The sequence below is a fragment of the Streptomyces sp. NPDC036764 genome (assembly GCF_055609385.1).
The window spans coordinates 1,117,752-1,143,359 of record NZ_JBVJPT010000001.1 but is presented as its reverse complement, the minus strand read 5'-3'; the positions used below and the strand labels follow the sequence as shown (position 1 = coordinate 1,143,359).

21 protein-coding genes are annotated in these 25,608 nt (G+C 71.1%); 8 read left to right on the top strand and 13 right to left on the bottom strand.

Annotated features, from left to right (window positions below; translation table 11 throughout):
• Positions 1-81: 81 nt before the first annotated feature.
• The 5 genes from ACZ69Q_RS04885 to ACZ69Q_RS04865 are packed head-to-tail and all read right to left on the bottom strand — an operon-like array spanning position 82 to position 5,341.
• Positions 82-954, bottom strand: coding sequence for a glycosyltransferase family 2 protein (locus tag ACZ69Q_RS04885; RefSeq protein WP_471036402.1), 873 nt, complete (start codon positions 952-954; stop codon positions 82-84).
• A gap of 5 nt (positions 955-959) precedes the next feature.
• Positions 960-1,739, bottom strand: coding sequence for a CDP-alcohol phosphatidyltransferase family protein (locus ACZ69Q_RS04880; protein ID WP_471036399.1), 780 nt, complete (start codon positions 1,737-1,739; stop codon positions 960-962).
• On the bottom strand, positions 1,717-2,778 hold the full coding sequence (locus tag ACZ69Q_RS04875) for an iron-containing alcohol dehydrogenase family protein (RefSeq protein ID WP_471036397.1): 1,062 nt from the start codon (positions 2,776-2,778) through the stop codon (positions 1,717-1,719). The genes ACZ69Q_RS04880 and ACZ69Q_RS04875 overlap by 23 nt, the downstream gene beginning before the upstream one ends.
• Complete coding sequence (locus ACZ69Q_RS04870) at positions 2,766-3,518, bottom strand: phosphocholine cytidylyltransferase family protein (RefSeq protein ID WP_471036394.1); 753 nt, start codon at positions 3,516-3,518, stop codon at positions 2,766-2,768. Before ACZ69Q_RS04870 ends, ACZ69Q_RS04875 begins: the two co-directional genes overlap by 13 nt.
• Positions 3,515-5,341: a DUF5941 domain-containing protein gene (locus tag ACZ69Q_RS04865; RefSeq protein ID WP_471036393.1), complete on the bottom strand. Its 1,827-nt coding sequence runs from the start codon at positions 5,339-5,341 to the stop codon at positions 3,515-3,517. Before ACZ69Q_RS04865 ends, ACZ69Q_RS04870 begins: the two co-directional genes overlap by 4 nt.
• A 280-nt stretch (positions 5,342-5,621) precedes the next feature.
• Here ACZ69Q_RS04865 and galE point away from each other — a divergent pair, with 280 nt between their 5' ends.
• The 3 genes from galE (at position 5,622) to idi (ending at position 8,508) form a co-directional block, all read left to right on the top strand.
• A complete protein-coding gene (galE, locus tag ACZ69Q_RS04860) occupies positions 5,622-6,593 on the top strand; it encodes a UDP-glucose 4-epimerase GalE (protein WP_471036391.1) in 972 nt (323 codons plus the stop codon).
• A 157-nt stretch (positions 6,594-6,750) separates the two neighbouring features.
• Positions 6,751-7,692: a cation diffusion facilitator family transporter gene (locus tag ACZ69Q_RS04855; protein ID WP_471036386.1), complete on the top strand. Its 942-nt coding sequence runs from the start codon at positions 6,751-6,753 to the stop codon at positions 7,690-7,692.
• Between the two features lie 222 nt (positions 7,693-7,914).
• Positions 7,915-8,508: an isopentenyl-diphosphate Delta-isomerase gene (idi, locus tag ACZ69Q_RS04850; RefSeq protein ID WP_471036383.1), complete on the top strand. Its 594-nt coding sequence runs from the start codon at positions 7,915-7,917 to the stop codon at positions 8,506-8,508.
• A 64-nt stretch (positions 8,509-8,572) separates the two neighbouring features.
• On the opposite strand, the gene ACZ69Q_RS04845 is transcribed toward idi, so the two are convergent.
• The gene (locus tag ACZ69Q_RS04845) at positions 8,573-9,082 is read right to left on the bottom strand and encodes an ATP-binding protein (RefSeq protein WP_471040074.1); all 510 of its coding nucleotides are present in this window, start codon (positions 9,080-9,082) and stop codon (positions 8,573-8,575) included.
• A 268-nt stretch (positions 9,083-9,350) separates the two neighbouring features.
• Between ACZ69Q_RS04845 and ACZ69Q_RS04840 the strand changes: the two genes are divergently transcribed.
• A complete protein-coding gene (locus ACZ69Q_RS04840; protein WP_471036380.1) occupies positions 9,351-10,106 on the top strand; it encodes an enoyl-CoA hydratase/isomerase family protein in 756 nt (251 codons plus the stop codon).
• Here ACZ69Q_RS04840 and ACZ69Q_RS04835 read toward each other — a convergent pair.
• Positions 10,093-10,728, bottom strand: coding sequence for a DJ-1/PfpI family protein (locus ACZ69Q_RS04835; protein WP_471036376.1), 636 nt, complete (start codon positions 10,726-10,728; stop codon positions 10,093-10,095). The two genes, ACZ69Q_RS04840 and ACZ69Q_RS04835, sit on opposite strands and share 14 nt — an antisense overlap.
• 122 nt (positions 10,729-10,850) lie before the next feature.
• Positions 10,851-11,810: a GlxA family transcriptional regulator gene (locus ACZ69Q_RS04830; protein ID WP_471036374.1), complete on the bottom strand. Its 960-nt coding sequence runs from the start codon at positions 11,808-11,810 to the stop codon at positions 10,851-10,853.
• Between the two features lie 113 nt (positions 11,811-11,923).
• Here ACZ69Q_RS04830 and ACZ69Q_RS04825 point away from each other — a divergent pair, with 113 nt between their 5' ends.
• The 4 genes from ACZ69Q_RS04825 to ACZ69Q_RS04810 all read left to right on the top strand — a co-directional run bounded on the left by ACZ69Q_RS04825 (position 11,924) and on the right by ACZ69Q_RS04810 (position 17,411).
• A complete protein-coding gene (locus tag ACZ69Q_RS04825) occupies positions 11,924-12,793 on the top strand; it encodes an SCO6745 family protein (RefSeq protein WP_471036373.1) in 870 nt (289 codons plus the stop codon).
• Positions 12,794-13,093: 300 nt separating this feature from the next.
• Positions 13,094-15,472 carry a Tex family protein gene (locus ACZ69Q_RS04820; RefSeq protein ID WP_471036369.1) on the top strand — a complete coding sequence of 793 codons (2,379 nt, stop codon included), beginning with the start codon at positions 13,094-13,096 and terminating at the stop codon, positions 15,470-15,472.
• Positions 15,473-15,579: 107 nt separating this feature from the next.
• On the top strand, positions 15,580-16,131 hold the full coding sequence (locus ACZ69Q_RS04815) for a putative glycolipid-binding domain-containing protein (protein ID WP_471036366.1): 552 nt from the start codon (positions 15,580-15,582) through the stop codon (positions 16,129-16,131).
• A 110-nt stretch (positions 16,132-16,241) separates the two neighbouring features.
• Positions 16,242-17,411, top strand: a complete 1,170-nt coding sequence (locus tag ACZ69Q_RS04810) for a serine hydrolase domain-containing protein (RefSeq protein ID WP_471036363.1) — start codon at positions 16,242-16,244, stop codon at positions 17,409-17,411.
• 22 nt (positions 17,412-17,433) lie between these two features.
• On the opposite strand, the gene ACZ69Q_RS04805 is transcribed toward ACZ69Q_RS04810, so the two are convergent.
• From ACZ69Q_RS04805 to ACZ69Q_RS04785, 5 genes are all read right to left on the bottom strand, one after another.
• Positions 17,434-19,074: an ABC-F family ATP-binding cassette domain-containing protein gene (locus tag ACZ69Q_RS04805; RefSeq protein WP_471036360.1), complete on the bottom strand. Its 1,641-nt coding sequence runs from the start codon at positions 19,072-19,074 to the stop codon at positions 17,434-17,436.
• A 177-nt stretch (positions 19,075-19,251) separates the two neighbouring features.
• Entirely contained in the window at positions 19,252-20,274 is a 1,023-nt protein-coding gene (locus tag ACZ69Q_RS04800) for an oxidoreductase (protein ID WP_471036358.1), read from the bottom strand.
• 170 nt (positions 20,275-20,444) lie between these two features.
• Entirely contained in the window at positions 20,445-22,148 is a 1,704-nt protein-coding gene (locus ACZ69Q_RS04795; protein WP_471036355.1) for a BCCT family transporter, read from the bottom strand.
• 88 nt (positions 22,149-22,236) lie between these two features.
• Positions 22,237-23,496 carry a M14 family metallopeptidase gene (locus ACZ69Q_RS04790; RefSeq protein ID WP_471036352.1) on the bottom strand — a complete coding sequence of 420 codons (1,260 nt, stop codon included), beginning with the start codon at positions 23,494-23,496 and terminating at the stop codon, positions 22,237-22,239.
• Positions 23,493-25,466 (bottom strand): Xaa-Pro dipeptidyl-peptidase, encoded by a 1,974-nt coding sequence (locus ACZ69Q_RS04785; protein ID WP_471036347.1) that lies wholly within the window; start codon positions 25,464-25,466, stop codon positions 23,493-23,495. The genes ACZ69Q_RS04790 and ACZ69Q_RS04785 overlap by 4 nt, the downstream gene beginning before the upstream one ends.
• Between the last annotated feature and the right edge of the window lie 142 nt (positions 25,467-25,608).

The window sequence follows — 25,608 nt, the reverse complement described above, 5'->3', positions numbered from 1 at the left end:
TCGTCTTCGAGATGCGCAGACTGTGCGGGCCTGGCATGAACCTGGGGCCGTTGGGCCCGGTCACTCTCAGGGTCGAGCCTGTCAGATGACAGGAGGTCGGCCCAGTCGAGTCAGCCGCCACACCGTACGCCACTTCATGGGCCTGCGGGGACCGCACGAAGTGGTCCAGCCTTCCCGGAATCCGCCGAACCATGCTCGCAGAGCGGGGCGGGAGGGACGCCGGGCCAGGGTGAGGAGCAGCCAGACGCCCAGATAGACCGGGACGAGGGGGGCGGGGAGGTTGCGGCGGGCCAGCCAGACACGGTTGCGGGCGACCATGCGGTGGTAGACCGCGTGCCGCGAGGGCGCGGTCGTCGGGTGGTACAGCACCATGTCGGACCGGTAGTCGATCATCCAGCCCGCGTCGAGGGCCCGCCATGCCAGGTCGGTTTCCTCGTGGGCGTAGAAAAATTCGTCCGGGAGGCCGCCGACTTCGGCGAAGACCTGGGTGCGCACGGCGTTGGCGCCGCCGAGGAAGGTGGTGACCCGGGAGGAGCGCATCGGGTCGGAGGCGCGCAGCCGGGGGACGTGGCGGCGCTGGGTGACGCCGGTCTCGGGGTCGGCGATGCGGAAGCTGACGATGCCGAGCTTCGGGTCTGCCGTGAAGGCCTCGCGGCACAGCTCGGCGGTGTCGTGGTGGGCGAGGAGGCCGTCGTCGTCGAGGAAGAGCACTATGTCGACGTCGCGGCCGCTCGGGCCGAAGGCCTCGATGCCGACGTTGCGGCCGCCGGGGATGCCGAGGTTCTCGGGCAGCTCGATGGTGCGTACGCCCTCGGGGACGTCGGGCACCGGGGAGCCGTTGCCGACCACGACGACCTCGACCGAGTCGCCGTCCTGCTTGGCGACCGAGTCGAGAAGGGCACGTAGCTCGTCGGGGCGGTTGCCCATGGTGATGATGACCGCGCCGACCTTCATGCCGTTCACTTCAGCCTGCTGGAGGCGAGGATGGACACGAGGTGCAGCAGGGTCTGGAGCAGCGCGATGCCGGCGAGTACGGCGACGCCGAGCCGGGAGAAGAACAGGTCGCCGCGGACCTGGTCGGCGATCGCCAGGACCAGGATCAGCAACGAGGCCTCGATGCCGAGGATCAGCCGGTGGAACTTGAGCAGGGCGGCGGCCTTGCGGGCCAGGGCCATGCCGGAGGAACGCATCTCGGACGCCGACTCCTGGACCGGCGGCTTGCCGGCCTGGTGACGGGCGACGCCGACGAGGTCGGTCTCGGCCTTGATCAGGATGGCGCCGAGCGCGGCCAGGGTGCCGAGGAAGGCCCACAGCCAGTCGATACGGCCACTGCCCCACAGGTCGGCGGCGCGCAGGCCGAAACCGACGAGCACGGCGGCGTCGGTGAGGTAGGCGCCGACACGGTCCAGGTAGACGCCGTTGAGGGAGTACTGCTTCTTCCAGCGCGCGATCTCGCCGTCGACGCAGTCAAGGAGCAGATACATCTGGACGCACACCACGCCCAGCACCGCGCCCGGGATCCCCGGCACGAGAAGCGCCGGGGCCGCGAGCACACCGAAAACGGTCATCAGGTACGTGAGCTGGTTGGGCGTGACCCTGGTGTTCACCAGGTAGCGGTCGACCCGCAGGGACACCTCGCGCATGTAGAGGCGTCCCATCCAGTGCTCACCGCTGCGCCGGTCCTTCACCCCCGCGGGGTGAACGACGGGGCGGAGTTCAGCTACCGATGGCCTTGACATAGTCGGCGTAGATGTCCTTGATCTGGTCGGTTGTCAGGTCGAGGTGTTCGAGGATCGTGTACCGGCCGGGCCGGGTCTGCGGAGCGAACTCCACCGCGCGGACGAACTCGTCGTCCGTGAAGCCGATCTCCTCCGGCAGTACCGGCAGCCCGTGCCGACGCAGCACCTCGGCCATGTAGGCCGACTCCTCGTGGGCTCCGCGCAGGTACATCGCGAAGGCGGCGCCGAGCCCGCACTGCTCGCCGTGGGCGGCGGCGCGCTTCGGGTACAGCAGGTCGAAGGCGTGGTTGATCTCGTGGCACGCGCCGGAGGACGGACGGGAGTCGCCCGACACCGACATGGCGATACCGCTGAGCACCAGCGCCTCGGCCAGCACCTGGAGGAAGTCGGTGTCCCCGATGCCGCCGGGGTGGCGCAGCACCGCCTCGCCGGCCTGCCGGGCGATGGCCGCCGCGAGGCCGTCGATCTTCTCGCCCTTGACCCGGTTGGCCAGCTCCCAGTCCGCGATGGCGGAGATGTTGGAGATGGCGTCGCCGATGCCGGCCCGGACGAAGCGCACGGGGGCCTCGCGGATGACGTCGAGGTCGATGACGACGGCGATCGGGTTCGGCACGCCGTAGGAGCCGCGCCCGGCGTCGTTATCGAGGGTGGCGACCGGCGAGCACAGGCCGTCGTGCGCGAGGTTCGTCGGTACGGCGACCAGCGGCAGGCCGACACGCGCCGCGGCGAACTTGGCGCAGTCGATGATCTTGCCGCCGCCGAGGCCGACGACGGCGTCGTAGTGGCCGGACTTTATGTCCCCGGCAAGCCGGACGGCGTCGTCGAGGGTGCCGCCGCCGACCTCGTACCAGGTCGCGCCGGGCAGCGCGGGAGCGAGCCGCTCCTTCAGCCGGGCACCGGAGCCGTTGCTGACGGCGACGGCCAGCTTGCCGGAGTGCGAGATGCGCTCATCGGCGAGCACACAGGCCAGGTCGTCGAGGGCACCCGGGCGGATGTCGACGACGAGCGGCGAGGGGATCAGCCGGGTCAGTACTGGCACGCGATCTCCCGTCCACGGGCGAGATCGTCGTGGTTGTCGATCTCCACCCACTTGACGTCGCCGATCGGCGCCACGTCGATGCGGAAGCCGCGGTTCACGAGCTCCTGGTAGCCGTGCTCGTAGAACTGCTGCGGGTCCGTCTCCCACACCGCCTTCAGGGCGTCGGCCAGCTCGGGGGCGGCGTCGCCCTCGATGAGGGTGACGCCGATGTACTCACCGGTGGCCTCGGCGGGGTCCATCAGCTTGGTGATCTTCGTCATGCCCTTGGCGGGGTCGACGACGACCTTCATCTCCTCGTCGGCGAGGCTCTTCACCGTGTCCAGGGCGAGGATGATCTTCTTGCCGTCGCCGCGGGCGGCGAGCAGCGTCTTCTCGACGGAGACCGGGTGCACGGTGTCGCCGTTGGCGAGGATCACGCCGTCCTTGAGGGCGTCACGACCGCACCACAGGGAGTAGGCGTTGTTCCACTCCTCGGCCTTGTCGTTGTCGATGAGGGTGAGCTTGAGGCCGTACTTCGCCTCCAGCGCGGCCTTGCGCTCGTACACCGCTTCCTTGCGGTAGCCGACGATGACGGCGACCTCGGTCAGACCGATCTCGGCGAAGTTGCCGAGAGTGAGGTCGAGAACCGTGGGTTCGCCCTCTATACCCGCAGGACCCACCGGCACGAGAGCCTTGGGAAGGCTGTCGGTGTAGGGGCGCAGACGCCGTCCGGCGCCGGCCGCCAGCACGAGGCCGATCATGCGGGTTCTCCTTCATCGTGTACGGCGGGCGCCCCGGAGGACACCCAGAAGCGGATGCTCTCGACGAGCACCACGAGGGCCACGGCCACGGCGAGCACCGTGAGCGCGACGCTGAACTGCGAGGCGGAGAGCACCGCGGCAAGGACGGTGACGAGCAGCGTCCGTCCTTCGTGCCCCCCGATGGCGCGCACCAGCCAGGCCGGGGGCGCTCCGGCGTTGCCGCGGATGCGGTACACCGTGTCGTAGTGATGGTAGGCGACAGCGGCCACCAGTCCGAAAGCTGCCGGAAGGGCTCCGTTCACCTCGGCTTTGGCCGCGAGGATCAGGACGGTGCCGTATTCGGCGGCCCGGAACAGCGGCGGAACCAGCCAGTCGAGGGGGCCCTTGAGCGGGCGTACGACGGCGATGGCAGCCGCGAGAACATAGGCGACGGCGAACACGGCGGTCTGCCAGCTCGCGCCCCAGAGAGTGGCGGGGATCACCACGAGGGCGGCACCGACGGCGGCGGCACCGGCGGCGGGGGCCTTGCTCCTGCCGCTCGCGGCGCGCGCCAGCAGCTCTGCCAGCGGCCCGCTGTCCGCGAGGTCCGCCAGTGCCCTGGCAGCCCGGTCCGTGCGCTTCGCCTTACGCGTCACCGAGCGCAGCACGCGGCCCGCCGTCGTGTACGTGGCGGCGAAGGCGCAGCCGATGAGGAGTGCGTAGAAGGTGATGCGCGGCGTCGTGGCCGCCGTCAGGATCGCGATCATCGCCCAGCGCTCGCCGATCGGCAGGACGATCATCCGGCGCACCCAGACCGTCCAGCCGACGCTGTCGAGCTTGTCGGAGAGGGCGGCCGTGGGGCTGGTGTTGGCGGTGGCGTCGTGGTTGGCCTCGTTGAAGGAGAAGTCCACGACGTGCCGGCAGGTCTGCAGGATCATCGCGCCGAGGGCGAGGGCCCACACGTCGTCGCCGCCGCGGGCCGCGCCGAGGGCGAGGCCGGCGTAGTAGGCGTACTCCTTGGCCCGGTCGAAGGTGGCGTCGAGCCAGGCGCCGAGCGTGGAGTACTGCAAGGAGTAGCGGGCGAGCTGGCCGTCGGTGCAGTCCAGGACGAACGAGAAGATCAGCAGCAGGCCGGCCGCGATGAACCCGGTCCGGGTGCCGGTGGCCGCGCAGCCCGCCGCGATGAGCGCGGTGATCAGGGAGGCGGTGGTGACCTGGTTGGGGGTCAGGCCCCGGCGGGCGCACCAGCGGGCGATGTAGCGGGAGTAGGGGCTGATGCAGTAGGTCGTGAAGAAGCCGTCGCGGGCCTTCACGGCCGACTTCAGGCGTATGGCCTCGTCGTCGACGGACGCGACGGCCTGCCGCGCCTCGTTGCGGGCCTGCGGGTCGGCCGGTACGGCGGCGACGAGGCTGCCGAGTTCGGGACGGTGGACGTCGGCGCCGTCGTCGTCGAGGGCGGTGACGATACGGTCGGCGAGGCTGTCCACGGCGACGGTGGGGGCGCCGCCCTGCTCCGGCGGGGCCGAGAGCTCGGCGGAGCCGCCCGAGTTCTCGCGCGCCATCGCACGGGTCAGGGCCTGCCGGCCGGCCGCCTGGGCGGTCAGGGCTCCCGGGATCGCGGCGAGCGGGAAGCGCGGGTCGGTCAGACCGAGGCGCAGCGCGTGCTGGTGGCCGACGAAACGGGCGTCGACCAGGGCGACGCGCTGGTCACCGGGCACCTGGGCGAGCAGCGTCTCGGCATCGGCCGCGTCGGCGGCGGCCCGCACGTCGTAGCCGAGGGACCGCAGGTCGCCCTCGATCGACGATCCGGGGACCGGCTGACCGGTGAGGATGGCGGTCGACAACCGAACTCACTCCCTGGGTGCCGGCATGTCCGCGCCGGTCGTGTACGTGGGTGGCAGCGCCTGTCGGCGGTGCGGCCGGGCGGTGTGTCGGCAGAGGCTATCGGATGATTGGAAGACAACGTTCACCGGCCGTTTGGCGAAGCGATCAACGTGGTTTGCCCGGACCTCCGCCGCGATCATCATCAGGGATTCCGGGGTCCGCCCACAAACCCGAGCGCACAGAACGGGGCATCGACGACATTGCGTAGCGCGCGAAAGGCTGCGCATAGGGTGGGCGACCATGACATGGCTGATCACAGGCGGAGCCGGCTACATCGGGGCACATGTGGCGCGGGCCATGACCGGCGCCGGGGAACGGGTGCTCGTACTGGACGACCTCTCGGCCGGGTACCCCGCACGGCTCCCGGAGGACGTCCCGCTGGTCGAGGGCTCATCACTGGACGGCGAGCTGCTGAAGCGGGTGTTCGCCGAGCACGCGGTGACGGGTGTGGTGCACCTCGCGGCGCGCAAGCAGGTCGGTGAGTCCGTGGCCCAGCCCACCCGCTACTACCGGGAGAACGTGGGCGGTCTCACCACGCTCCTGGAAGCGGTCGCGGAGGCGGGCATCAAGCGGTTCCTGTTCTCGTCGTCCGCCGCCGTCTACGGCAACCCGGATGTGGAGCTCATCACGGAGGACACCGCGTGCGCGCCGGTGAACCCGTACGGCGAGACCAAGCTCGCCGGGGAGTGGCTGGTGCGCGCGGCGGGGCGAGCACACGGGATCTCCACCGTATGTCTGCGCTATTTCAACGTCGCGGGCGCCGCCTCGCCCGAGCTGGCCGACACGGGCGTCTTCAACATCGTCCCCATGGTCTTCGACCGGCTCACCCGCGACGAGGCCCCGCGGATCTTCGGCGACGACTATCCGACGCCGGACGGCACCTGCGTCCGTGACTACATTCACGTCGCCGATCTCGCCGAGGCGCACCTGGCGGCGGCCCGGCGCCTGACCGAGGCGGACGCGGACGGCGATCTCACGGTCAACATCGGCAGCGGCGAGGGCGTCTCGGTGCGCGAGCTGATCACCGTCATCGGCGAGGTGAGCGGCGACCGGCGTGCGGCCGTCGTGGAGCCCCGGCGGCCCGGGGACGCCCCGCGTGCGGTCGCCTCGGCCGCGCTCGCAGCCGAGCAGCTCGGATGGACGGCCCGGCGCGGGGTACGCGAGATGGTCGAGTCGGCGTGGGCGGGCTGGCAGCTCCACCACGGCCACTGATCATGCGCAGCACCCTGACCTGCGGATCGTTTCCGCAGGTCAGGGCACATGACAACGGTGTTCAGTGCCGCGTTGCCCGATACCCCCCACCCGTAGTTCACTGTGATCCCGGGACGGAGATTCCGATCGTCCGACGGACACAGAAGGGCGGCTTTTCATGGGGGCTGGGCACGACCACGGGCACGGGCACTCGCACGCGCCCCCGACCGGTACCGCGGCCGCCGCGTACCGCGGGAGGCTGCGCGTCGCGCTGTCGATCACGCTCGGCGTCATGGTGGTCCAGATCGTCGGCGGTGTGCTGGCGGACTCGCTCGCGCTGATCGCGGACGCCGCGCACATGGCGACCGACGCGCTGGGCCTGGGCATGGCCCTCCTCGCGATCCACTTCGCGAACCTCCCGCCGAGCACCAACCGCACCTTCGGCTACGCCCGCGCGGAGATCCTCGCCGCTCTCGCCAACTGTCTGCTCCTGCTGGGCGTGGGCGGTTACGTCCTGTACGAGGCGATCCAGCGGTTCTTCACGCCCGCGGAGACCGAGGGCGGCCTGATGATCGTGTTCGGCGCGATCGGCCTGGTCGCGAACATGATCTCGCTCACGCTGCTGATGCGGGGCCAGAAGGAGAGCCTGAACGTGCGCGGCGCGTTCCTGGAGGTCGCCGCCGACACGCTGGGCTCGCTCACGGTGATGATCTCCGCCGCGGTGATCCTGACCACCAACTGGCAGGCGGCCGACCCGATCGCCTCGCTGGTCATCGGCCTCATGATCGTGCCGCGCACGCTGAAGCTGCTGCGCGAGACCCTCGACGTACTGCTGGAGTCGGCACCCAAGGACGTCGACATGGCCCAGGTCCGGACCCACATACTCGCCTTGGACGGCGTCGAGGACGTCCACGACCTGCACGCATGGACGATCACGTCCGGCATGCCGGTGCTGTCGGCCCACGTGGTGGTGCGCTCCGACGTCCTGAACGCGATCGGCCACGAGAAGATGCTGCACGAGCTCCAGGGCTGCCTCGGCGACCACTTCGACGTGGAGCACTGCACCTTCCAACTGGAGCCGATCGGGCACGCAGAGCACGAGGCCCGGCTCTGCCACTGACGCACGGGCACCACGGGCACCAAGGACCCCACTAAAACAACCGTGCGGTCCTATAAGACGTCAGTACGGACGGAATGCAGCGATCCGGTGGCCTGCCGCGTCCTCCTGCTCACAGCCCCGCCTCGGACGGTTCCGCACCCGCCGCGCCGGGCACGATCAACTGCCGGGAGTGTCGTACGCGTACGGCACACTTGGGGCGCAAGACCGATGTGAAGGATGGGTATGTCGATCACACCTGCCACCACGACGCACAGTCCGTCGAACGGGGCCGCTGACGCGATTTTGCTGGAACTCGTCGACGAGAACGGTGTGACGATCGGCACCGCTGAGAAGCTCGCCGCCCATCAGCCACCGGGACAGTTGCACCGCGCCTTCTCGGTGTTCCTCTTCGACGAGCAGGGCCGGCTGCTGCTCCAGCAGCGCGCGCTCGGCAAGTACCACTCCCCCGGCGTCTGGTCCAACACCTGCTGCGGCCACCCCTACCCCGGCGAGGCGCCCTTCGCGGCCGCGGCCCGGCGGACGTTCGAGGAGCTCGGCGTCTCCCCGTCGCTGCTCGCCGAGGCGGGCACGGTCCGCTACAACCACCCGGACCCGGCCTCGGGCCTGGTGGAGCAGGAGTACAACCACCTCTTCGTCGGCCTGGTGCAGTCCCCGCTGCGCCCGGACCCGGAGGAGGTCGGCGAGACGGCCTTCGTGACGCCGGCCGAGCTGGCGGAGCGCCATGCGAAGGACACCTTCTCGGCCTGGTTCATGACCGTGCTGGACACGGCCCGTCCCGCGATGCGCGAGCTGACGGGTCCGTCGGCCGGCTGGTGACCTGTCCCGGGGGTGTCCCGCGGACGCGGGACGAAGACGAACCGGAGGATCCGGCGGACACCCCCTAGGGCACGTGCACGGGCTTGAGCGGTACTGCGGCCCAGATCACCTTGCCGCCGCTCGCCGTGTGCTCGACGTCGCACACGCCGCCCGCCTCCCGGGCCACCTCGCGCACCAGGAGCAGCCCTCGGCCGCCCGTCTGGCCGTGGTCGGCCTCCAGAGCGGTCGGGCGGTAGGGGTGGTTGTCCTCCACGGACACCCGCAGCCACTCGGCGCCGACGGCGACCTCCACGGCGAGCATCGGCGACAGCAGCGCCGCGTGCCGGACGGCGTTCGTGACCAGCTCCGAGACGATCAGCAGCAGCCCCTGGACGAGATCGTCCGAGACCGGCACGCCCTGGCGGTACAGCAGGTCCCGTACGGCGTGCCGGGCCTGCGGGACCGAGGCTTCCACGGCGGGGGCGGTGAACCGCCAGACGCCCTCATAAGGCAGGGAATTCGGCGGCCGCGGATCGACGGGCTCGTTCGCGCCGCCTGCTGGGCGTGGGCCGGACCCGCGCCCGTGGTTCTCCATCGTCCGGTCGCCACCCTCGCGCTCGATTGTCACCACAACTCGAGTGTTGGTAACGCGCAGGTCCGGGCCGTTGAACTGAACAGAAGTCAGCAGGTATCGAGCGTTTCTGACCGTTGGCGTATGACACGGTCAGTTGTGGGACCGCTCCTGTGCCGCTCGTGCCGACTTGGGGAACTATTCGGGTTGTACGGGTTTGCTGCCGCCCCTGCCCAATGCCGTGCAGCCCTCGGTGATCGGCCGTTCGGCGCCAGCGGATAGCATCCGCCGCATGGAGCCCCAGCTACTGCACGACATCGCCGGCTCGGTCGCCACCGTCGTCGTCCACCATCCGGCCAAGCGCAACGCGATGACGGCCGCGATGTGGCGCGCGCTGCCCCCGCTGCTCGAGACTCTGGCCGCCGACCCGGCCGTACGGGTGCTGGTGCTGACCGGCGAGGGCGGCACGTTCTGTGCGGGCGCCGACATCTCCACGCTCCAGGGGTCGCCGCAGGAGGCACAGGAACTGGCCGTGGCCGCGGAGGAGGCGCTGGCGGCGTTCCCGAAGCCGACTCTGGCGGCGATCCGGGGGCACTGTGTGGGCGGCGGATCGCAGCTCGCGGCGGCTTGTGACCTGCGGTTCGCCGCGGAGGGATCGCTGTTCGGAGTGACGCCGGCGAAGCTCGGGATCGTCTATCCGGCGTCCTCCACCCGGCGGCTGGTGTCGCTGGTGGGGCCGGCCTCCGCCAAGTACCTGCTGTTCTCGGGCGAGTTGATCGACGCGGCGCGGGCGCTGCGCACGGGTCTGGTGGACGAGGTGCTGCCGGAGGACGAACTCGGCAAGCGGGTGGCGGAGTTCACCGGGATCCTGGCGTCGCGTTCGCAGCTCACGCAGGCCGCGGCGAAGGAGTTCGCGAACGGGCACACCGACCGTGACGACCACTGGGCCCGGCAGGCGCGCGGAAGCGGCGACACCGCGGAGGGCGTCGCCGCGTTCCTGGAGCGCAGGCAGCCGCACTTCACCTGGAACGTGCCTACGCGAGGCTGAACCGGCTGTTCGTGCGGAACTCCTCGACGAGGTGCGCGGGCGCCTTCTGCGGTGAACCGGCGTCGTAGGGCGGCTGCGGGTCGTACTCCGTCAGGAGCTGTACGGCCTGGGCGTGCTCGTCGCCGGCGATCTGGCCGACCAGGGTCAGGCCCATGTCGATACCGGAGGAGACGCCGGCCGCGGTGACGTACTTGCCGTCGGGCACGACCCGCTCACCCGTGGGCTCCGCGCCGTACTGTGCCAGGAAGTCGAGGGTGAGCCAGTGGGTCGTGGCGCGGCGCCCGTCGAGGAGCCCCGCGGCGGCGAGGAGCAGCGAGCCGGTGCAGACGGAGGTCGTCCAGGTGCTCGTGGTGTCGGCAGTCCTCAGCCAGTCCAGGAGGGACTCGTTCTCGATCTGGTCGAAGGTTCCGGGGCCGCCCGGCACCACGACGATGTCGGGATGCGGTACGTCGGCGAGGGCCTTGTCGGCCGTGATGGCCAGGAACCCGGTGTCGGCCCGCACGGGCCCCGCGGTCTCGGCGACGAAGTCCACGCGCGCGTCCGGGAGCCGGCTCAGTGCCTCGTAGGGCCCCACGATGTCGAGGGCGGTGAAGCGGTCGTAGAGGACCATCGCGATCTGCATGGGTCTCCCTTTCGGTGGCGGATCCGCCGGTTCGTGTCTTCGGCGTCGGTAGGCGTGTTCGGCTTGTGTTTTCGGGGTCGATACGCGTCTTCAGCTTGTGTCTTCGTGGTCGGTACGCGTGTTCAGCGGGCCGGTGCCGGGCGGAACCGGCGGCGGTACTCGGCCGGGGCCGCGCCCAGGGCCTTGACGAAGGCCCGTCGCATGGCCTCCGGGGTGCCGTAGCCGCTGGCCCGGGAGATCTCCTCGATGCCGTCGGCGGTGTCCTCCAGGAGCCGGCGGGCGTGTTCCAGGCGGACCCGGTCGACGTAGCGGCCGGGGGTCATGCCGGTCTCGGTCTGGAAGGCGCGGGCGAAGTGGCGCGGTGAGAGGCTCGCGCGGGTGGCGAGCGACTCGACGGTCAGATCGGTGTCGGGGTGCTCGGTGATCCAGCGCTGGACCTCCCGCAGGGGCGCCCGCTGGGCGGTCTGGGCGGCGAGCTGGGCGCTGAACTGGGCCTGGTTCCCGGGCCGGCGCAGGAACACGACCAGATGGCGCGCGATGCCGAGCGCCACGTCCCGGCCGAGGTCCTCCTCGACCAGGGCGAGGGCGAGGTCGATGCCCGAGGTCACACCGGCGGAGGTGGCGACATGTCCGTCGCGCACATAGATGGGGTCCGGGTCGACCTCGACGGCCGGATGGTCGCGGGCGAGCTTGTCGCAGTACGCCCAGTGGGTCGTCGCGCGGCGGCCGTCCAGCAGGCCCGCCGCGGCGAGCAGGATCGCGCCGGTGCACACGGAGACCAGGCGGTCGACGCGGGGGCCGTGCTCGCGCAGCCACTCCACCAGGCCGGGGTCCGGGGTGCGGGTGCCCTCCCCGCCGGGGACGACGAGGGTGTGCGCGTCGAGCCGGTCACCGAGGGGCTGGTCCGGCGTGAGGGTCAGACCGCTGGAGGTGCGTACGGGAGCGCCGTCCACGGAGGCCGTGCGGATGCGGTACGTGCCCGGAGCGTGCTTCTCGGCCCCCGCGAAGACCTCCAGCGGCCCGGTGACATCGAGGCTCTGCACCGCGTCGAAGAGTAGGAAGAGAACGGTTCGCTGCGCCATGTCCTCGATTCTTCGGAACCGACGCGATGGCCGCAATGACGGGCTCCCCACCTTTCCTGCCATGATGCGCTCGGGCCGGAGCAACGTACCAAGCGGTTGGTAACCTGCCGGACATGACTACTGCCGTCCTTGAGCCCCGTGCCGGCCGCCGCTGCCACAACATGCTCAACTCCCTGCACGCGACGTCGTACTTCGCTCCCGAGCTGGGCAGGGAACTGGCCGCTGTGGGGATCACGCACCCGAGGGCGGTCAACTTCGCGGTGCGGGCCGCCGCACTGGGTCCGGTCGGTGCCGGCGCGGTGACGGCGACGTTCTACAACTACAAGCACGAACTGGTCGCCCGGCACGTCCCCGCGGTCTGGGCGGCCGCCTCGCCCGAGGTCGTGCTGGCGGCACGCGCGCGTGCGGTCGACGCGGCGCTGCGGCGGCTGCTCGGCGAGGAGGCCGTGACGTCCGCGGAGATGACGGAGGCCGCTCAGCTCGCGCTGCGGGCGACCGAGGCGTGTTCGCGCAGCGCCCGGCCGTTGTACTCGGCGTACGCGGATCTGCCGGTGCCGGAGGAGCCGCATCTGGCGTACTTCCATGCCACGACGCTGCTGCGTGAGCACCGCGGTGACGGGCATCTCGCCGTGCTGATGGCCGCTGGGCTCGACGGGCTGGAGGCGGTGGTGACCCATACGGCGACCGGTAAGGGGATGACGCCGAAGTGGGTGTTCTCCACGCGCGGCTGGACGCAGGAGGACTGGGATGCGGCGTCCGGGCGACTGCGCGGGCGCGGCCTTCTGGACGATGGCGGTGAGCTCACGTCCGAGGGTGTCGCGCTGCGTGCGGAGATCGAGGCCGAGACGGATCGCCTTGACCGGGCGCCGTACGAGCACCTCGGGGCTCAGGGCGTCGCGCGGCTGACCGAGCTCGCCGCCGGGTTCGCGCAGGCGGCGGTGACGGCGGGGGCGTTCCCGGCGGATCTGCTCGGCAAGGGCTGAGCCGCGGATTCTCGCCCCCGCCGCCCCTACCCGTCCCGTCCTGAAGGGGCTCCGCCCCTTCGACCCCGCTGGGGCTGCCGCCCCAGACCCCGCTTCGGCCCTGAACGGGCCTCGTCCTCAAACGCCGGACGGGCTGGATGATGCAGCGAGCTCCCGAACGCCGGACGGGCTGAAGTTGTACGGACCGGCGTCGAGTGGTGATGTGTGGCGCGACGGGCCGGGTTGGCGCCCTGATCCCCGGTTGTCGGTGTCACCTGCCACAATTGCCGCGCAACCTCAGTGAGAAGGCGGGACGGGATCGTGACGACACCCCTCGTAGGGTCCATCGAAGGCAGGATCGCCGCGGAGCTCGGCGTACGGGAGCGGCAGGTGAAGGCTGCCGTGGAGCTGCTCGACGGCGGTTCGACGGTGCCTTTCATCGCCCGCTACCGCAAGGAAGCGACCGAGATGCTCGACGACGCGCAGCTCCGCACGATCGAGGAGCGGCTGCGCTATCTGCGTGAGCTGGAGGAGCGGCGGACGGCGATCCTCGACTCGGTGCGCGAGCAGGGCAAGCTGACCGAGGAGCTGGAGGCCCAGATCCGCGGCGCCGAGACGAAGGCGCGGCTCGAGGACATCTATCTGCCGTACAAGCCCAAGCGCAGGACCAAGGCGCAGATCGCCCGCGAGGCCGGGCTGGAGCCGCTGGCCGAGGGACTGCTCGGGGACGCGACGGTCGAGCCGCTGGCCGCTGCCGCCGCGTTCGTGGACGCCGACAAGGGCGTGCCCGATCCGCAGGCCGCCCTGGACGGCGCCCGGGCCATCCTCACGGAGCGGTTCTCGGAGGACGCCGACCTGATCGGCGAGCTGCGTGAGCGCATGTGGGTGCGCGGGAGGCTGGCCGCCAAAGTGCGCGAGGGCAAGGAGGAGGCGGGCGCGAAGTTCGCCGACTACTTCGACTTCGCCGAGGCGTTCACCGAGCTGCCCTCGCACCGCATCCTGGCCATGCTGCGCGGCGAGAAGGAAGAGGTCCTCGACCTCGTCCTGGAGCCCGAGGAGCCGACCGACGGTCCTTCGTCGTACGAGGGGATCGTCGCCCACAAGTTCCAGATCGCCGATCGCGGGCGTCCCGCCGACAAGTGGCTGACGGACACGGTCCGCTGGGCCTGGCGGACCCGGATCCTGGTGCACCTCGGCATCGACCTCAGGCTGCGGCTGCGCACCGCCGCCGAGGACGAGGCGGTCGACGTGTTCGCGAAGAACCTCCGCGACCTGCTGCTCGCCGCCCCGGCCGGCACGCGCGCGACGCTCGGCCTGGACCCCGGTTTCCGCACGGGCGTCAAGGTGGCCGTCGTGGACGCCACCGGCAAGGTCGTCGCGACGGACGTCATCTACCCGCACGTCCCGGCGAACAAGTGGGACGAGGCGATCGCCAAGCTGGCGCGCCTGGCGAAGGAGCACGCGGTCGAGCTGGTCGCGATCGGCAACGGTACGGCGTCCCGCGAGACGGACAAGCTCGCCGGTGAACTCATCACCAAGCACCCGGAGCTGAAGCTCACCAAGGTGATGGTGTCCGAGGCCGGCGCCTCGGTGTACTCGGCGTCCGCCTTCGCCTCCCAGGAACTGCCCGACATGGACGTGTCGCTGCGCGGCGCCGTGTCCATCGCCCGCCGGCTCCAGGACCCGCTCGCCGAGCTGGTGAAGATCGACCCGAAGTCGATCGGTGTCGGCCAGTACCAGCACGACCTGTCCGAGGTGAAGCTCTCGCGCTCGCTGGACGCGGTGGTGGAGGACTGTGTGAACGGCGTCGGCGTCGACGTCAACACCGCCTCCGCGCCGCTGCTCGCGCGCGTCTCCGGCGTCACCTCCGGGCTCGCCGAGAACATCGTGTCCCACCGGGACTCCAACGGCCCGTTCACGTCCCGCGCGCAGCTCAAGAACGTGGCGCGGCTCGGCCCGAAGGCGTACGAGCAGTGCGCGGGCTTCCTGCGCATCCGCGGCGGCGACGACCCCCTGGACGCGTCCAGCGTGCACCCCGAGGCCTATCCGGTCGTCCGGCGGATGGTGAAGACGTCGGGCCAGGAGGTGGCCTCGCTCGTCGGCAACACGGGTGTGCTGCGTTCGCTGAAGCCGCAGGAGTTCGTGGACGAGACGTTCGGTCTGCCGACCGTCACGGACATCCTCAAGGAGCTGGAGAAGCCCGGGCGCGACCCGCGTCCCGCCTTCAAGACGGCCACCTTCAAGGAGGGCGTGGAGAAGATCTCCGACCTGGTGTCCGGGATGGTCCTGGAGGGCGTCGTGACGAACGTGGCGGCGTTCGGGGCGTTCATCGACGTCGGTGTCCACCAGGACGGTCTCGCGCACGTCTCCGCGCTGTCGAAGACGTTCGTGAAGGACCCGCGGGACGTGGTGAAGCCGGGTGACATCGTCAAGGTGAAGGTCCTCGACGTCGACATCCCGCGCAAGCGGATCTCGCTGACGCTGCGGCTGGACGACGAGTCGGCGCCGCAGGACAGGCAGGGCGGCGGAGGTGAGCGGCGCCAGCGTGGCGGGCGTCCGCCCCAGCAGCGCCAGCGCCAGGGCGGCGGCCGTGGCGGTCAGGGCGCCGGTTCGCGCCAGGCGCCGCCTCCGGCCAACAGCGCGATGGCCGATGCTCTGCGCAAGGCCGGGCTGCTCGATCCGAAGAACGGCAAGCGCTGACGGATGCGTCGTGGGGAACTGCGGGCCCGCCGCGGCGGGTCACGCGGTTCCCCTGCGCCCTTGGAAGAGGCGCCCGGCGCGCCTTCCCCACCTAGGGAGTGACCGGCATGCCCGCTTCGCGCGTCATCACCTGGCAAGTGTTCCAGAGCAAGGGGTTCGAGACCGCTTGGATCGACTTCGACGGTGATGCGCTGAGGGCGCGCGGTCGCTCGGTCGGGACGGCGTCGGAGCCGTACTGGATCTCGTACGCGCTCGACACGGCCGACGGCTTCGTCACCCGCCGTCTTCTGGTGGAGGCCGCCACCACGCACGGCACCCGCCTCCTCGACCTGCGTCACGACGGCGAAGGCCGCTGGACCATGAACGGTGAGCGCATCCCGCAGGTCGACGGCGCCCTCGACTGCGACCTCGGGCTGTGCCCGCTCACCAACACGATGCCGGTGCTGCGGCACGGGCTCCATCGGGCGCCCGGGGAACGGGAGTTCCTGATGGCCTGGGTGTCGGTGCCCGAGCTGACCGTCGTCGCCTCGCCGCAGATGTACACCCATCTGGGCCCCGGCCGGGTTCGCTTCGTCTCCGAGGACTTCCGCACGGAGATCGAGTTCGACGACGACGGTTTCGTCGTCGACTACCCGGGGCTGGCCGGCCGGCTCGGCTGAGGCGGCGGCACAGGGCGTTGCGCCATGTGCAGTAGCACGAGCGGCCGTAGAGCTGCGGGCGGGTGAGGCTGGACGCCGATCCGCGTGCCCGTCGCCGCTCAGGAGAGCCGATGCCCCCTCGCCTTCGCCGCCGTACCCGACTCGGGGCGGTCTCCCTCGTCACCGCCTGTCTTGCCACGCTGTTCCCGGCCGGTGCGCAGGCCGCCACGCGGCCCGGACCGCACCCTGACGACACCCTCCAACGGCAACTGGAGGAACTGGTCCGCGCGCCGGGTGGCCCGCCCGGCGTCATCGCCGTCCTCACCGACGGCACGAGCAGCCGGGTCGTCCGGGCCGGTGTCGCCGATCTGCGGACCGGCCACCGACCGGACCCGCACGACCACATGCGGATCGCCAGTACGGCCAAGGCGTTCAGCGGCGCCGTGGCGCTGTCCCTCGTCGACCGCCACCGCCTGCGGCTCGACGACACCCTGCGCGCACGGCTGCCCCGACTGCCCCGCGCATGGGGCTCCGTGACACTGCGCGAGCTGCTGAACCACACCAGCGGGCTGCCCGACTACACCGAGGCCCCGGCGTTCCTGGAGACGCTGAACGCCGACCCGCGGCACCACTTCGACTCCCGCCGGCTGCTCGACTACGTCGCGGACCGGCCGCTGCGGTTCCGGCCCGGTTCCCGGTACCAGTACTCCAACTCCGACAACATCACGGTGGCCCTGATGGCCGAGGCGGCCACGGGCGTGCCGTACGAGCACCTGCTGGCGGAGCTGGTGTACCGGCCGCTCGGTCTGCGCCGGACCAGCCTGCCGCAGGGCTACCGGATGCCCACGCCCTATCTGCACGGCTACGACGTGAGCCCGCCCGCGCCGCCGGAGGACATCAGTGAGGCCCTCAGCATGTCCGGTGTGTGGGCCTCGGGCGGCATCGTGTCCACGCCCGTCGACCTGACCCGCTTCATCCGTGGCTACGCCGGCGGCCGGCTGTACGGCCATCACGTCGTACGGGAGCAGCGGCGCTGGATCCTCGGGGGCGCGTCCGAGCCGGCCGGGCCGGGGCGCAACGACGCGGGGCTCGCCATCTTCCGGTACACGACCAGGTGCGGGACGGTGCTGGGGCACACCGGCAACACGCCGGGCTACACGCAGCTCATCGCGGCCACGCCGGACGGGCGGCGGTCGCTGACCTTCTCCACCACGACCCAGATCAACCGGACCCTGAAGCCCGCGCTGCTGGAGCGACTGCGGGCGGTGCAGGAGGACTTCGTCTGCGCGCTGCTGCGCTGACCGGCGTGCGCGGGATGACGCCCTAGCGTTCCGTCACCTTGCCGTCGGCGACGTCCAGGCGGCGGGTGACGTGGACGGCGTCGAGCATGCGCCGGTCGTGGGTGACCAGGAGCAGTGTGCCCTCGTAGGCGTCCAGGGCCGACTCCAGTTGCTCGATGGCCGGCAGGTCGAGATGGTTGGTGGGCTCGTCCAGGACCAGGAGGTTGACGCCCCTGCCCTGGAGGAGCGCGAGGGCGGCGCGGGTCCGCTCGCCGGGCGAGAGGGTGCCGGCGGAGCGCATGACGTGACCGCTCTTGAGACCGAACTTGGCCAGGAGGGTGCGCACTTCGACCGGTTCGGTGTCCGGGACCGCCGCACAGAAGGCGTCCAGCAGGGACTCCTCGCCGTGGAACAGCATGCGGGCCTGGTCGACCTCGCCGATCAGCACACCGGAGCCGAGCGACGCCTGGCCGGCGGTCAGCGGGACGCGGCCCAGCAGGGCGCCCAGCAGCGTCGACTTGCCCGCGCCGTTGGCGCCCGTGACCGCCACGCGGTCCGCCCAGTCGATCTGGAGGGACACCGGACCGAGGGTGAAGCCGCCGCGTCGTACCTCGGCGTCGCGCAGGGTCGCGACCACGGCGCCCGAGCGGGCGGCCGAGGCGATCTCCATGCGCAGTTCCCACTCCTTGCGGGGCTCGTCGACGACGTCCAGGCGCTCGATCATGCGCTGGGTCTGGCGGGCCTTGGCGGCCTGCTTCTCGCTGGCCTCGCTGCGGAACTTGCGGCCGATCTTGTCGTTGTCGTTGCTCGCCTTGCGCCGGGCGTTCTTGACGCCCTTGTCCATCCAGGAGCGCTGCATCTGCGCCCGGTCCTGGAGGGCGGCCTTCTTGTCGGCGTACTGCTCGTAGTCGTCGCGGGCGTGCCGGCGGGCCACCTCGCGCTCTTCGAGGTACGCCTCGTAGCCACCGCCGTAGAGGTTGATCTGCTGCTGGGCGAGGTCGAGTTCGAGGACCTTGGTGACCGTGCGGGTGAGGAACTCGCGGTCGTGGCTGACGACGACCGTGCCGGCGCGCAGGCCGGAGACGAACGCCTCCAGGCGTTCCAGGCCGTCGAGGTCCAGGTCGTTCGTCGGCTCGTCCAGCAGGAAGACGTCGTAGCGGGAAAGGAGCAGTGAGGCCAGTCCAGCGCGGGCGGCCTGGCCACCGGACAGGGAGGTCATCGGCTGGTCCAGGTCCACGGCGAGGCCCAGCGAGTCGGCGGTCTCCTCCGCCCGCTCGTCGAGGTCGGCGCCGCCCAGGTCCAGCCAGCGCTCCAGGCTCGTCGCATAGGCGTCGTCCGCGCCCGGCGCCCCGTCGACGAGGGCCTGTGTCGCCTCGTCCATGGTCCGCTGGGCCTCGGCGACTCCGGTGCGGCGGGCCAGGAACTGGCGTACGGTCTCGCCGGGGCGCCGCTCCGGCTCCTGGGGGAGGTGACCGACGGTCGCGGTCGGCGGGGACAGCCGCAGCTCGCCCTCCTCCGGCGCGGTGAGCCCGGCGAGCAGGCGCAGCAGGGTGGACTTGCCCGCGCCGTTGGCCCCGACCAGGCCGATCACGTCTCCGGGCGCGACGACGAGGTCGAGCCCGGTGAACAGGGAGCGGTCACCGTGGCCGGCGGCGAGGTTCTTGGCGACGAGGGTGGCAGTCACAGGGAGCGATCCTAGTGGCCGCGCCGCCGTGGCGGCGTCGGGATATCGGGGCACGAGATCGCCGGACGCCCGGCGCCCCTCAGGGGGCGCGGGGAACCGCGCGACCAGCCACAACCCGCCCGCAGACACGCGACGGCAATCGCGGCACCCTCCTCGCGCGGCCGACCCGGCGGAGCGCTACCGTGCCATCGCCTCCACCAGCACGCTCCCGGACGTCCGCGCCACGACGAACGACTCCCCCTTCACGGCCTTCGCGTCCAGCGCGATGCGGTGCCGGCCCGCTTCCAGGATGCCGTCGAAGACCTCGTGGGTGTGGGTGCGGTAGAGGCGGTCGAGGCGGTACGCGGTCAGGCGCACCCGGCAGGGCGAGGTGACCTCGACGCCCGCCTCGCCGTCGGCGGCCACGAGCCGGGTCAGGCGGCGCTGCTCGACCGGGCTGCGGTCCAGGGCGTGTTCGATCTGCGCCACGAGCAGCGGCACGATCGGCGCGAGTCCGTCGACGTACGTCACCTCCACCCCGGCGTCGGTGAAGGCGCGGCGCACGGCTGCGCGCTGTTCCCCGCCGATCCCGCGGCCGAAGGCGACGGCGCCGTAGGTGCGCAGTTCGTCGGCGGGGACGCCGCTGAGGTCATGGGTGATCTCGGCGCCGATGCCGATGGTGCGCAGGGCGGCGGCGAGCTTGGCGAGAACGGCGACGCGGGCGCCGATGAGGAGCACCCGGCGGCGGGGGGCCTCGGCGGCCCGGTCGAGCAGGGCGCCGAGCGCCGCGCGGTACTCGGCGCCCTGGAAGCGGAACGGGCCGATGCCGTGGTAGCCGTTGAGCTCCAGGTCGGCGTGTTCGTCGGTCTGCCAGGCGAAGTCCTGCCAGATGTAGTCGTCGTCCTCCTTGTCGATGACCGCGGTGACGGCGCCGCAGGCGAGGTCCGCGCATTCGGGGCAGCCGTAGATGACGTACCGGCCGCCCGGAAGCGGGGGTTCCGCCTCCAGCAGCAGGCTGCGAACCTGCGCGGTGAAGATGGCGGGCGGGACGTCGGAGGCGAGCGGGGAGACGGCGTCGAGGTCGGAGAGCTGGAACAGCAGCGGGCGTCCGTCGACGATGAAGTCCACGAAGTCCCGGTGCACCTGGAAGTCACCGTTGGCGAGGACGCCACCGGCACGCATCGCCGGTGCCAGGCCGAAGGTCGCGTACTCGGCAGACATGCTGTGAGTATCCCCAGAGCGAGACCGATATGAGCGCGGCATGACATATTCCGCTACGTCCGGCATGGGAAAAGAACAGGTGGCCGAGGTTGTTCCCGGTCAGGAGGGGGCGTGAAGGCGCGCGGGGCGGAGGCTGCCCGGCTCGCCTCCGCCCGGCGCGTGCGCGTCAATCAGCCGTGGTCGTGCCCCAGCGGATCGCCCTCCGCCTCGGTGCCCGGGCCCGGGCCGACCTTGATCTCATACTCCCCGTCGTACCTCTTGTGGCCCGTGATCACGGCGAGTTCGACGGCCTCGGAAGCCATCTCGCCGCGCACGATGATCGGGTCCCGGCGCAGATCGCGCATGAGGGCGAAGCAGATTCCGATCATCACGAGGACGAACGGCGCGGCGGCCAGGATGGTGAGGTTCTGCAGGCCCGTGAGCGCACCGCCCTGGCCGCTGCCGACGAGCAGCATGATGGCGGCGACCGCGCCGGTCACCACGCCCCAGAACACCACCACGAACCGGCCGGGTTCAAGGGCGCCCTTCTGGGAGAGCGTGCCCATCACGATGGAGGCGGCGTCGGCCCCGGAGACGAAGAAGATGCCGACCAGGATCATCACCAGCAGGCTGGTGGCGGTGGCGATGGGGAACTCCTGGAGGAGGCCGAAGAGTTGGCCCTCCGGGGTCTCCTCGCCGCCGAGCGCGCCGCCCTCCTTCAGCTTCATGGCCGTACCGCCGAAGATCGCGAACCAGATGAGGCTGACGGTGCTGGGCACGAGGATGACGCCGCCGACGAACTGCCGGATGGTGCGGCCGCGGCTGATGCGGGCGATGAACATGCCGACGAAGGGCGTCCAGGAGATCCACCAGGCCCAGTAGAAGACGGTCCAGCTACCGAGCCAGTCCGCGACGCCCTCGCCGCCGCTGGCCTCGGTGCGGCCGGCGAGCTGGGGCAGATCGCCGAGGTAGGCGAAGATCGAGGTCGGCACCAGGTCGAGCACGATGATCGTGGGGCCCGCGATGAACACGAACACCGCGAGGATCAGGGCGAGCACCATGTTGGTGTTGGACAGCCACTGGATGCCCCGCTCGATGCCGGAGACGGCCGAGGCGACGAACGCCAGCGTGAGGACGGCGATGATCGCGACGAGCAGGCCGGTACTCACGTCGTCCATCCAGTCCAGCTCCTGGAAGCCGGAGCCGATCTGGAGCGCGCCGAGGCCGAGCGAGGCCGCGGAGCCGAAGACGGTGGCGATGATCGCCAGGATGTCGATCACCCGTCCCGCGGCGCCGTTCGCGTGCTTCTCACCGATCAGCGGGGTGAACACCGCGCTGATGGTCTGGCGGCGCCGTTTGCGGAAGGTGCTGTAGGCGATGCCCAGCCCCACCACCGCGTAGATCGCCCAGGGGTGCAGCGTCCAGTGGAAGAGGGTGGTGGCCATCGCCGTCTCCATGCGCTCACCGGAGTTGGCGGGGTCGGTTCCCGGCGGCGGGGTCGTGTAGTGCGCGAGCGGTTCGCTGACGCCGTAGAACATCAGGCCGATGCCCATGCCGGCGCTGAACATCATCGCGACCCACGACACGGTGCGGAACTCCGGCTCCTCGCCCTCCGTGCCCAGGTGGATGCGGCCGTAGCGGCTGATGGCGAGCCACAGTGCGAAGACCACGAAAGCGGACGCGGACAGCATGAAGGCCCAGCCGCCGTTGTGGATCAGGCCGTTGAGCATCTTCGTGGACACGCTCTCCAGCGAGTCCGTGCCCGCCCAGCCCCAGATCACGAACGCCAGCGTGATGGCGGCAGTGACCCCGAACACCACTCGATCGGTGTGGCGGCCGGAAGCGTCCGCGTGACCTTCCGGCCGACCACTCCTGTTCTTCAGATCCTCAGTCATCAGCGGCACCTTCCCCTGGAAACAGTGGATACGCCGGTTTCCACGTCGTTTCCCAGGACCTACCACAGATCCCGCCGATCACAGCCGTTCAGCAGTCGGTGTCAGGCTCACCGACCGTGAGGTGGTACGGGGCGCGCTCGTCGAGGAGCAGTGGGACGAGGGCCCGCAGGGACTGACGGAGCGGGACGTAGGTGCCGTGGGTCCGTACTCCGTGCAGGGCGAGTTCGTCCTTCACCTGCGCGTACTGGTCGTCGGTGAGCCGGTAGCCGCAGGGCGGGTCCTGGATCACCTCGGTGGTCTCGGGCGGGTCGTTGTCGGCTCCGCCCACGTACACGGGCCCGGTGTCGGCGTAGCCGGTCAGACGGGCCAGGCCGGTCGCCGCCTCGATCCGGCCGCGCCGGGCATCGGTGAAGCCGAACAGGCCCTCCAGCGCGCCGAGTTGGGAGTTCACCCGGCGCCGGTTGTTCAGGGCCTGGTCTGCCTTCTCCGCCTCGGTCAGCGGATCGACACGGCTCTCGATGAGCAGGCCCACGGAGTGCTTGACGCCGGACATGTTCCGCAGGATGCGTTCCTGGCCGTCACCGGCGACCTGCCGGATGGGATCCCCCGTCTCGGGGTCGGTCCAGATGCCGTACGTGCCGGTCGAGTAGCCGCCGGCCGCGGCGGCCGGGCGCACGTACGACTCGGACAGGTCCCGCGCCGCGTCGTGGACGTCGTCGTCCGTGTTGAGGTTGCGCGGCCACAGGTCGAACAGGTCCTTGTCGTAGTACGGGGGCGTGGCGCCGTACTCGTGCAGGTCGTAGATCACGTCGGGGCGCCGGTCGCGGACGACCGCGGCCATGGCCCGCCCCTCGGCGGTCGCCAGCGCCAGGTGGTCGCGGTTGATGTCCACCCCGTCGCTGTTGCCGCGCGTGTCGGCGGCCCGGCCGTCGGGGTTGGCGGTGGGTACGACCAGCACGGTGGTGCGCTCCAGGAAGCGCCGGGTCTGCCGGTCCTTGGCGTAGGCCAGGTCGCGGATGGTGGACAGGCACGCCTCGCGGCCGGAGGGTTCGTCGCCGTGCTGGCTGCACACGAGCAGCACCTTGTTCGGCGCGGGGTGTTCGCCGATCCGTACCAGTTGGAGCGGCCGGCCCTGCTTCGTCGTGCCGATCTCGTCGACGGAGACCCGGTCGGTCGCCTTGTCGACGGCGGCCAGGAACTCCTGTTCCTCGCTCTGGCCGGTCCAGCGGGCGCCGCCCGACTGCTCGAAGCCGGTGCGGGGCGGGGAGTCGGCGGCGTGGGCGGGTACGGCCACGAGGGACGCGGCGAGGGCCGCCGCGGTCAGGGTGAGGGCTCGGACGCGGTTCACCGGGCTCCCTCCGGGATGCGGTGGGTGGGGCGCGGCACGCTCGTCACGCCGTCGAGGAGCCCCGCCGCCGGGGCGGCTGACGGCGCGTCGGCGGTGGCGCGCGCGAAGGCGAAGGCGCCGCCGACCAGCGGGACGCGGGCCTTCGTGCGGGAGAGGTCGAGGGTGAGGGTCGGCTTCGTGGCCGGAGGGTCGATCAGGTCCTTGTCGGTACCCGCGACGATCAGGGCCAGGCGGTGGCCGGCCGGGACGACGTGGTCGGTGGCGGCCAGGTCGATGGTGATCGTGTACGCCTTGCCCGGGGTCAGCGGTTCGCCCTTGAGGTCGGAGGCGTGGTTGCCGAGGTCGGCCCAGCCGCGGCTGACGACCGTGTGGTCGACGTCAGCCGTCTTGGCCTTCGTCTCCTTGAAGCAGGCGCTGTCGCCGCTCGTGCTCGCGCCCCAGCAGGTGCGGTCGGTGAGGGTGGCGATGCCCTCGCCGCTCGCCGCGTAGTCCCGGATGGTGTCGGGGCCGAGGTCGACCAGGACGGCGGAGAGGTGGGCGCTCGAGGTGCTCGGGGTGGCGGTGACGGTGACCTCGGAGGAGCCTGACAGGCGCAGGTCCCGGGTGAGCGGGCCGGTCGTGAAGCCCACCTTGTCCGGGGTGGACGCGTCGATGTGCGTGGCCCAGTCGGTCTCGCTGTGCTGCGGATCGTCGGTGAAGGCCTCGGTGCCCTTGCCCTTGCGCAGGCCGAGGGTGCCGACGCCCGCCTCGGCGCCCTTGGCGGGGCGCAGGGTGGTGGTGTCGGTGCCGCGCGGCGGCCAGACCTTGGAGGTGGCCCACTGGTCGGGGTGGCGCTCGATGTCGGCCATCGGCTCACGGTCGATGCCGTTGTCGTAGCCGAGCAGTTCGTGGTCGAACCAGCGGTGCAGGGTCCGAACCCAGTCGGCACGACGGAAGTCGAAGGGGTCGACGTGGCCGGTCTGGGAGAGCCAGATCTTGCGCTCGACGCCGTTCTTCGCGAGGGCGTCCCACCACTGGCCGAGGTGCTTCATCCGGACGTTGAGGTCCTGCATGCCGTGGATCGCGAAGACGCTGGCACGTACCTTGCGCGCGTCCTTGACGTAGTCGCGCTCGGTCCACAGCGGCGTCCAGTCTCCGGTGCGCGGAGCGCCGTCGGCGAGCATCTGCTGGACGGCGCCGCACTTGGCGCGGGCGTCGGGGCTGTCGACGTAGTCGGAGAGCCAGTCGGGGCCGGAGTCGTACAGCGGGGCGCCCTGCTGGAAGTAGTAGTCGTACCAGGAGGAGATGGCGCTGATCGGCACGATGGTCTTCAGGCCCTCGACGCCGGTCGCGGCCACGCCGTTGGCGATGGTGCCGTCCCAGCTCTTGCCGATCATGCCGGTGCGGCCGTTGGTCCATGTGGCCTTGGCGCTGGTGGTGCCGGTGCGGGTCGTGTACGCCTTCCCGCGGCCGTTGAGCCAGTCGACGACGGCCTTCGCGGAGAGGATGTCGGAGCGGCCTCCGACGTCCACGCAGCCGTCGGAGCGGTTGGTGCCGGCGAGGTCGACGCCGACGAACGCGTAGCCGCGGGGCACGAAGTAGTTGTCGTAGAACAGCGGCGCCTGGACCAGGTTGCCGCTCGCGTCGTACGTCTTCTTCTGGCTCTCGTTGCCGCGCCCGCAGCAGGAGTAGTACGGGCTGGCGTCCATGATGACGGGCACCTTGCGGCCCTGCGCGGCCGCCTCGCGGGGCCGGACGATGTCGACGGCGACGCGGTCGTGCCCGGCGTCGCCGTCGAGGTCGAGTCCGGTGTCCACCCAGACCGCCTCGCGGACGGCGTTGTCGTAGGAGTAGACGGGTGTGCTCTCCCGCGGGCCACTCGCCCCGGGGCCGGCGTGTGCCGTCGAGGGCACGAGGAACGTGGCCATCAGGGCGGCCGCGGCCGCCGTCGCGAGCGGTCTCCAGATCGTGAAGCGCGTGCGTTTCGGCATGCGCGGACGGTACATCGGTCAACTCCTGTGCAGAAGAGGGCGACTGACGCCGTATGAGACCTCCTGTGGCCGATAAACACCCTTGTGGCGGATCCACTCATGTCGGCCGAATGGCGATCGTGTGACAGCGGTGGCCATGGAC